This window comes from Pseudomonas sp. Eth.TT006 (genome assembly GCF_054456575.1).
On sequence record NZ_JBTJEN010000006.1, the window covers coordinates 329,534 to 337,931 of the forward strand.

Annotated in this window: 7 protein-coding genes; 2 read left to right on the forward strand and 5 right to left on the reverse strand. The window is 59.1% G+C overall.

From position 1 onward, the window contains the following. Nucleotides 1-140: 140 nt before the first annotated feature. The 5 genes from ACXR0M_RS12710 to ACXR0M_RS12730 form a co-directional block, all read right to left on the reverse strand. Complete coding sequence (locus tag ACXR0M_RS12710; protein ID WP_458832198.1) at nt 141-1,067, reverse strand: glutamate/aspartate ABC transporter substrate-binding protein; 927 nt, start codon at nt 1,065-1,067, stop codon at nt 141-143. 537 nt (nt 1,068-1,604) lie between these two features. Continuing rightward, nucleotides 1,605-3,140: a glycerol-3-phosphate dehydrogenase gene (gene glpD, locus ACXR0M_RS12715; protein ID WP_458832199.1), complete on the reverse strand. Its 1,536-nt coding sequence runs from the start codon at nt 3,138-3,140 to the stop codon at nt 1,605-1,607. Between the two features lie 246 nt (nt 3,141-3,386). Further along, nucleotides 3,387-4,142, reverse strand: a complete 756-nt coding sequence (locus tag ACXR0M_RS12720; RefSeq protein ID WP_007916700.1) for a DeoR/GlpR family transcriptional regulator — start codon at nt 4,140-4,142, stop codon at nt 3,387-3,389. Nucleotides 4,143-4,237: 95 nt separating this feature from the next. After that, nucleotides 4,238-5,740: a glycerol kinase GlpK gene (gene glpK, locus ACXR0M_RS12725; protein WP_458832200.1), complete on the reverse strand. Its 1,503-nt coding sequence runs from the start codon at nt 5,738-5,740 to the stop codon at nt 4,238-4,240. A 78-nt stretch (nt 5,741-5,818) separates the two neighbouring features. Further along, nucleotides 5,819-6,670: an MIP/aquaporin family protein gene (locus tag ACXR0M_RS12730; protein WP_169842333.1), complete on the reverse strand. Its 852-nt coding sequence runs from the start codon at nt 6,668-6,670 to the stop codon at nt 5,819-5,821. A 361-nt stretch (nt 6,671-7,031) separates the two neighbouring features. Between ACXR0M_RS12730 and ybaK the strand changes: the two genes are divergently transcribed. Both ybaK and ACXR0M_RS12740 read left to right on the forward strand, forming a co-directional pair. Continuing rightward, a complete protein-coding gene (gene ybaK / locus ACXR0M_RS12735; RefSeq protein ID WP_458832201.1) occupies nt 7,032-7,502 on the forward strand; it encodes a Cys-tRNA(Pro) deacylase in 471 nt (156 codons plus the stop codon). 95 nt (nt 7,503-7,597) lie between these two features. Further along, nucleotides 7,598-8,380, forward strand: coding sequence for a PhzF family phenazine biosynthesis protein (locus ACXR0M_RS12740; RefSeq protein ID WP_458832202.1), 783 nt, complete (start codon nt 7,598-7,600; stop codon nt 8,378-8,380). Nucleotides 8,381-8,398: the final 18 nt, after the last annotated feature.

Here is an 8,398-nt window from a genome sequence, read left to right on the forward strand (position 1 = left end):
TCCTTTCCCTTCCGACGTTGAACGCCGGGCACACGCGATCGGCTCGGAAAGCCAGGTCGAGTGTTCCACAGTACAGCCAGCAGGTAGTAACAGACACCAGAGGGAGGGTGGCTCCCTCAGGTGACAAGATTAGTCAGCAATCAGCTTTTGACTTCAGGCGCCGGCTTGTCGCTCGGGTTCTCGATCAGCTTCTTGACCTGCTCGCTCATCTTGAAATTCAGGTTGAGGTTTTTAGGCGGGATCGGCTGGGTGAACCACTTGTCGTAGATCTTGTTGATCTCGCCGGACTTGAACAGGCCGACGATGGCGTCATCGACTGCCTTCTTGAACGCCGGATCGTCTTTACGAACCATGCAGGCGTAGGCTTCGAAGGACTGCGGAGTGCCGGTAATGACCCAGTCGTCCGGCTTCTTGGCCTTGGCTTCTTCGCCGGCCAGCAGGGCGTCGTCCATCATGAAGGCAACGGCGCGGCCGCTTTCCAGCATGTTGAAGGATTCGCCGTGGTCCTTGGCGGAGATGATGTTCATGCCCATCTGCTTGTCGGCGTTCATCGCTTTGATGATGCGCTCGGACGTGGTGCCGGCGGTGGTCACGACGTTTTTGCCTTTGAGGTCGGCGAAGTCCTTGTAGGACGGGTTGCCATCCTTGTCTTTCTTGACCAGCAGACGGGTGCCGATTTCGAAGATGTTGGTGGTGAAGGCGACTTGCTGGGCGCGCTCGGCGTTGTTGGTGGTCGAGCCGCACTCGATATCCGCGGTGCCGTTCTGGATCAGCGGGATACGGGTTTGCGAGGTCACCAGGTTGTACTTGACCTGCAGGTCTGGCTTGTTCAGGTCTTTTTTCAGGGCTTCAACGATGGCCAGCTGAATGTCGTGGGAGTAGCCCACGGGTTTGCCGGAAGCATCCGCGATGTAGGAAAACGGGATGGAGCTGTCGCGGTGCGCGAGCGTGATGCTGCCGGAATCGTTGATTTTCTTCAGGGTGCCGGTGAGTTCGGCGGCGAAAACTGGCGTGCTGATCAGAGCGGCCGCAATGGCTGCGCCCAGGATATGGGGAACGATGCGCATCAAATTTTCCTCGAATTGTTTTTTTTATGGAGCCAGTTTGTCGGCCCTTTTGTGCTTCGAATGCCTGACGGCTCCTGAAGTGTTGGCACGGCAGGCATTCGTCGAGAGAGTGTAGAGCATGAGTCGTGCCAGACCAGTCATGGAAGGTTAACTGGCTGTTTTATAACGTTATTAAACTATTGTGACGGTGTTTTTTGGCGGTTCTGATCCGGTTTACCGAATTGACCGTGAAGTCGCGTTCGGAAATCCGAACGATCAAAAGCCCCTCACCCTAACCCTCCCGAAACGTCGGACCGCCCCTAGGGAGAGGGGACTGACTGTGGTGGATGGTCGAGTTACGCCGACGTGAGATATCGAGTCGAACTCAAGCTTTGAAACTCACGAAGATCGGCTCCCTTCCCCCTCTCCCCGTTGGGGGAGAGGGCTGGGGTGAGGGGGAAAAGATTTAACTGCCCCAATCAGGTTCAACAAAATCCACATAACAAAAAGCCCCTGAATCGCTCAATTCAGGGGCTTCTCGTTTAAACAAAGTTCAGATCAGGCCGCTTCAATCTTGCGATTCTGCTCGACCGTGCCCAGGTACGCCGCCAGTTTTTCCTGTTCGGCCGGGGTGGTGAACAGGCCCAGTTTGCTGCGACGCCACAGGATGTCGTGGGCGGTGGTGGCCCATTCCTCGCTGCACAGATAGTCGACTTCACGGGTATAAAGCCCGCCGCCGAGGTGTTCGCCCATGTCCGCCAGGGTTTCCACCCCTTCAAGCATGCGCCAGGTGCGGCTGCCGTAGGTGGTGGACCAACGACGGGCGATCTCGCTTGGTACGAAGTCGAACTTGTCGCGAATCTGCGCACTCAAGGCCTGCGGCGTGGTCATGTCTTCGCCGCCCGGCAGGGTGGCCGTGGCCGTCCAGCTCGGGCGCATCTGGGTGAAGAACGGCAGCAGTTGCGCCATCGCCGACTCGGCGAGTTTGCGGTAGGTGGTCAGCTTGCCGCCGAACACCGACAACAGCGGTGCTTCTTCGCCGCCACCGGACAACGCCAGGGTGTAATCGCGGGTCACCGCGGACGGGTTGTCGGATTCGTCATTGCACAGCGGACGCACGCCCGAGTAGCTGTGCTGGATGTCGTCGCGGCTGAGCTGCTTTTTGAAGTGAGCATTGACCACTTTCAACAGGTAATCGGTTTCGCCGTCGGTGATCGCCACTTTCGCCGGGTCACCGGTGTACTCGCGGTCGGTGGTGCCGATCAGGGTGAATTGGTTCAGGTACGGAATGGTGAAGACGATGCGCTGATCTTCGTTTTGCAGAATGTGTGCGTGCTCACCTTCGTACAGTTTGGGCACGATGATGTGGCTGCCCTGAATCAGGCGGATGCCGTACGGCGATTCCATCTTCAGGTCGTCGCGGATGAACTTGGCGACCCACGGGCCAGCGGCGTTCACCAGCGCTTTGGCGGTGATCGAAAACAGGCTGCCGTCGGCACGCTCCAGGTTCAGGTGCCACAGACCTTTGCTGCGACGAGCGCTGACGCAACGGGTCTGGGTGTGCACGTGGGCACCTTTTTCCCGCGCGGCCATGGCGTTCAGCACCACCAGGCGGGCATCGTCGACCCAGCAATCGGAGTATTCGAAGCCCTTGGTGATTTCGCTTTTCAGCGCGCTGTCAGCGCCGAACTTCAGGCTTTTCGAACCCGGCAGTTTTTCGCGTTTGCCGAGGTTGTCGTACAGGAACAGACCCGCGCGGATCATCCACGCCGGACGCAAGTGCGGGCGGTGCGGCAGCACGAAACGCATCGGCTTGACGATGTGCGGTGCCTTGGCCAGCAGCACTTCACGCTCGGCCAGCGCTTCACGCACCAGACGGAATTCGTAATGTTCGAGGTAGCGCAGGCCACCGTGGATCAGCTTGCTGCTGGCCGACGAGGTGTGGCTGGCCAGGTCATCCTTTTCGCAAAGGAACACCGAGAGACCGCGACCGGCGGCATCCGCTGCAATCCCCACGCCATTGATCCCGCCACCAATCACGGCAACATCGTAGATCTCGGCAACAGGGGGCGTACGCAAGGTAGAGGTGGACATCGGCTGGCCTCGGGCTCTTTTGATTTTCTGTCTTGGAAATCGAACATAAATGTTCATTTGCGAAAATGGTAGCCGATAAAGACGCGCACAGCCAGTCGCGTTCGATTGAAAAAACTCATCGAAGGGCGGGGAAAGGAAAATATCCGAACATTAAAAGCAAAAGATCGCAGCCTTCGGCAGCTCCGACAGTGGAATGTGTTTCCTGTAGGAGCTGCCGAAGGCTGCGATCTTTTGATCTTGAGGGGGTTAAACGACTTCCAGACGAATCTTGTGCTGACTCAGCAGCTGCGCCAGCGCCGGCACCGGTTGCTGATCCGTGACCAGGCAATCGATCAGACTGATCGGACCCAGACGAATCATCGCATTGCGCCCGAACTTGCTGGAGTCCGCCGCCAGGATCACCTGCCGTGCGTTGGCAATGATCGCCTGGGAGACGCGTACTTCCTGATAGTCGAAGTCGAGCAGGCTGCCGTCTTCGTCGATGCCACTGATGCCCACCAGGGCAAAGTCGACCTTGAACTGATTGATGAAGTCCACACTCGCCTGACCGACCACACCGCCGTCACGGCGCACATTGCCACCGGTCAGCAGCACATCGAAATCATCCTTGGCACTGAGCATCGAGGCGACGTGCAGGTTGTTGGTGATGATCTTCAGGTGATTGTGGTTGAGCAGGGCGCGGGCGATCGATTCGGTAGTGGTGCCGATGTTGATGAACAGCGAGGCATGATCGGGGATCTGCGCGGCGATGGCTTCACCGATGCGTTGTTTTTCATCGCGCATCTGGTCGGCGCGCATCGCATAAGCGGTGTTTTCGACGCTGGAATCGTAAGCTGCGCCGCCATGGTAGCGACGCAACAGATTGGCTTCCGCGAGCTGATTGATGTCGCGGCGGATGGTTTGCGGGGTAACAACGAACAGCGTGGCCATTTCCTCGATGCTGACATAACCGCGTTCGCGGACCAGCTCGAGGATTTGCTGCTGACGGGGAGGCAGATTCATGGGGCTTCCTTTGGGCTGCCGTGCAAAATTTGCCCATGATGCCGCAGGAATCTCCTCCCGACCAGTTACATGCCGTTACCAGTCCTCAGACTGGCTTATTCAGCGTCCTCACGTTCCCAGTCACGGGTACGGCTGACGGCTTTTTTCCAGCCTTTATACAGCTTCTCTTTTGCCGCTTCGTCCAGGCTTGGCTCGAACTCGCGCTCGATCACCGCTTTGCCGCGCAACTCGTCCAGGCTGCCCCAGAAACCGCAGGCCAGGCCGGCCAGATACGCCGCGCCGAGTGCCGTGGTTTCGCGCATCTGCGGGCGCTCGACCTGAGTGCCGAGGATGTCGGCCTGGAATTGCATGAGGAAGTTGTTCGCCACCGCGCCACCGTCTACGCGCAGGGCTTTGAGGCGTTCGCCGGAGTCCTGTTGCATGGCGTCGAGGACGTCGCGGGTCTGGTAGGCGATGGATTCCAGTGCGGCACGGATGATGTGATCCACGCGTACACCGCGGGTCAGGCCGAACAATGCGCCACGGGCATACGGGTCCCAGTATGGAGCGCCCAGACCGGTGAAGGCTGGTACCAGGTACACGCCGTTGCTGTCCTTCACTTTATTGGCAAAGTATTCGGTGTCGTGGGCGTCGTTGACGATCTTCAGTTCGTCACGCAGCCATTGCACGGTCGAACCGCCGTTGAACACCGCGCCTTCCAGCGCGTAAGCCACTTCGCCGCGCGGGCCGCAAGCGATGGTGGTGAGCATGCCGTGTTGCGATTTCACTGCTTTGTCGCCGGTGTTCATCAGCAGGAAGCAACCGGTGCCGTAGGTGTTTTTCGCCTGACCCGGCTCGACGCACATCTGGCCGAACAGCGCCGCTTGCTGGTCACCGGCGATACCGCCGATGGCGATGCCGCTCTTGGTGCGGCCGTAGATTTCCGAAGAGGCTTTGACTTGCGGCAGCATCTCGCGCGGGATGTCGAGGATTTCCAGCATCTTCGAATCCCACTCCAGCGAGTGGATGTTGAAGAGCATGGTGCGCGAGGCGTTGGTGTAGTCGGTGACGTGCACCTTGCCGCCGGTGAATTTCCAGATCAGCCAGCTATCGACGGTGCCGAACAGCAGTTCGCCGTTGCGTGCACGCTCGCGGCTGCCTTCGACGTTATCGAGGATCCACTTCAGTTTGGTGCCGGAGAAGTACGGGTCGGTGACCAGACCAGTGTTGTCGCGGATGTAGTCTTCGTGGCCATCGCGCTTGAGCTGCTGGCAGATTTCGGTGCTGCGGCGGCACTGCCAGACGATGGCGTTGTACACCGGACGGCCAGTGGTCTTGTCCCAGACCACGGTGGTTTCACGCTGGTTGGTGATGCCGATCGCGGCGACCTGGTCGTGGTGCAGGCCAGCCTGGGCCAGTGCTTCGACCATCACCGCGCTCTGGGTGGCGAAGATTTCCATCGGGTCGTGTTCGACCCAACCGGCTTGCGGGTAATGCTGGGCAAATTCGCGCTGGGCGGTGCAGACCACGTTCGCGTCGCGATCGAAAATGATCGCGCGGGAGCTGGTCGTACCCTGATCGAGGGCAATGATGTAGTTCTTGTTCTGAATGTCGGTCATGTCGATTGCCTTGGACGAAATAAGGGAGAGTGGGCCGTGGCGCGGGTTCGAAAAGGGCAGGAACCCGCGCCGACTGTTTCAAGAAGTTCTTGGTTTGCCGTCAATGGCCGGTTCTGCATCCTTTGTAGCAGGTGTGGCGCCGGTCAGGTGACGGGCAATGAGCCCGCGATACCCGGCAGCGCCGAGGCAGGCACCGACAATCGGTGCAAAAATCGGAATCAGGAAGTACGGAATATCGCGGCCGCCAGTGAAGGAAATTTCACCCCAGCCAGCGAAGAAAGTCATCAGTTTCGGACCGAAGTCACGGGCCGGGTTCATCGCAAATCCGGTCAGCGGGCCCATCGAACTGCCGATCACCGCGATCAGCAGACCGATCAGCAGCGGCGCCAGTGGGCCTTTTGGCAGACCGTTGTTGTCATCGGTCAGGGACATGATCACGCCCATCAGAATCGCAGTGATGATCACCTCGACCAAAAACGCCTGGGCGGTGGACAGCACCGGGTTAGGGAAGGTCGAGAACACCGACGCCAGCTCAAGGCTCGCCGCCGTGCCGCGCACCATGTGGTGGGTTTGTTCGTAATCGAAGAACAGGTTGCTGTACAGCGTGTAAACCAACAGCGCGCCGCAGAATGCGCCGGCGATCTGCGACAGAATGTAGAAGGGCAGTTTGCGCTTTTCGAAGTCAGCGAAAATGCTCAGGGCGATGCTCACGGCGGGGTTCAGATGCGCGCCCGACACTCCGGCGGTCAAGTAGATCGCCATGCTCACGCCGACGCCCCAGATGATGCTGATTTCCCACAGGCCGAAGCTGGCGCCCGCGACTTTGAGCGCGGCGACACAACCGGTGCCGAAAAAGATCAGTAACGCAGTCCCCAGAAACTCGGCCATGCATTGGCTCGAGAGCGATGGTTGCTGTAAAGCAGTTGTCATGAAAACCTCGATTTTTGTTGTTGTCTGGCGCGTTTGCCGACAGGGCAAAGCGCGATTTTCCCCGAGGCAGGATCCCCATCCTGTTCCCGGTCTGCTGCAGGGTGCTGCGGTGACGGTGATTCTTGCATTATTCAGATTCGAAAAAATATAGACAAGAAACAAACCTGTCAAAGGTCGAAAGTGAACCATTGGTCACAATTAAACTATCAACCGGCTGAATGATCCTGCGCAGGACTGCGGTGATGGCTCGGCGGTTCGCCGGCAGAGCGCGGAAAACGGGGCTTGCGCTAGAGCCTTTTACGCTGTGATGACCTAGAATCCGGCGCAGGAATTTTCTGTCGATGCCGAGCCTGGAGCTGCCATGACCCCTGCGTTGGACTTGTTGAAAAAAGTTCGTGCCGAACATCGCGTGCACAGTTACGAACATGACCCCAAGGCCGCGTCCTACGGGCTGGAGGCGGCGGAAAAACTGGCGCTGGAGCCGGCGCAGGTGTTCAAGACGCTGCTCGCCGCCAGTGAAAAAGGCGAATTGCTGGTGGCCGTGGTGCCGGTCGTCGGAAGCCTCGATCTCAAGGGGCTGGCGCACGCAGCAGGGGTGAAGAAGGTCGAGATGGCCGACCCGGCAGCTGCGCAGCGCTCCACTGGTTATCTGTTGGGCGGCATCAGCCCGCTCGGGCAGAAGAAGCGCCTGCGCACCTTCATCGATAATTCCGCCCAGGGCTTTTCCACTATTTATGTCAGTGCCGGCCGGCGCGGGCTGGAAGTCGAACTGGCGCCGGCAGTGCTGGCCGAACACACTCAGGCCAGATTCGCCGACATCGGTCGCGCATGACGCACACCGCTGTATGAAGAAAATTCGCCGGTTCTGTCACTGGCGCTGATTACAGCGTGGCTGCATGCTCTGCCGACTGTCTTAGGGAGAAGGTTATGCAGCTGGAGTTTTATCAAGTCGACGCGTTCAGTGATCGGCCGTTCAGTGGTAATCCGGCGATGGTCTATCGGCTGGATGCGTGGCTCGCGGACGAGCTGATGCAGAAGATCGCCGCCGAACACAATCTCGCGGAAACCGCCTTCGTGGTGCGCGAAGGTGCGGTGTGGCATATCCGCTGGTTCACCCCGACCACCGAAGTACCGCTGTGCGGCCATGCGACGCTGGCCAGCGCCTATGTGTTGTTCGAAATCCATAAAGAGAATGCCGAGCGTCTGGACTTTATCTGCAAGTCCGGACCGTTGAGCGTCAGCCGCGAGGGCGATCGCCTGTGGCTGGACTTCCCGTCGATCGTCCCGTCAGAGATCGGCGTGACGCTGGATGTCGAGCGCGCGCTGGGCGTTGAAGCGGTGGATGTGCTGGGTTCCAACGAATTGTTCGTGGTGCTGGAGTCGGAGCAGGCGGTGCTTGACTGCAAGCCGGACATGGTCGCGCTGGCCAAGCTGCCGTGGCTCGGCGCGATCGTCACGGCACGCGGCAATCAGCATGATTTTGTCTCGCGCTACTTTGCCCCGGCGATTGGCATCAATGAAGACCCGGTGACCGGTTCGACCCATTGCAGCCTGATTCCGTATTGGTCCAAACGTCTGGGCAAATCGAGCCTGACCGCCTGCCAGCGTTCGGCGCGGGGTGGGGAGCTGTTTTGTCGGCTGGAAGGGGAGCGGGTGAAGATTGGCGGGAATGCGACGCTGGTCGCCAGCGGCACCCTGTTATTGGGATAAACCCAAAACCAAATGTGG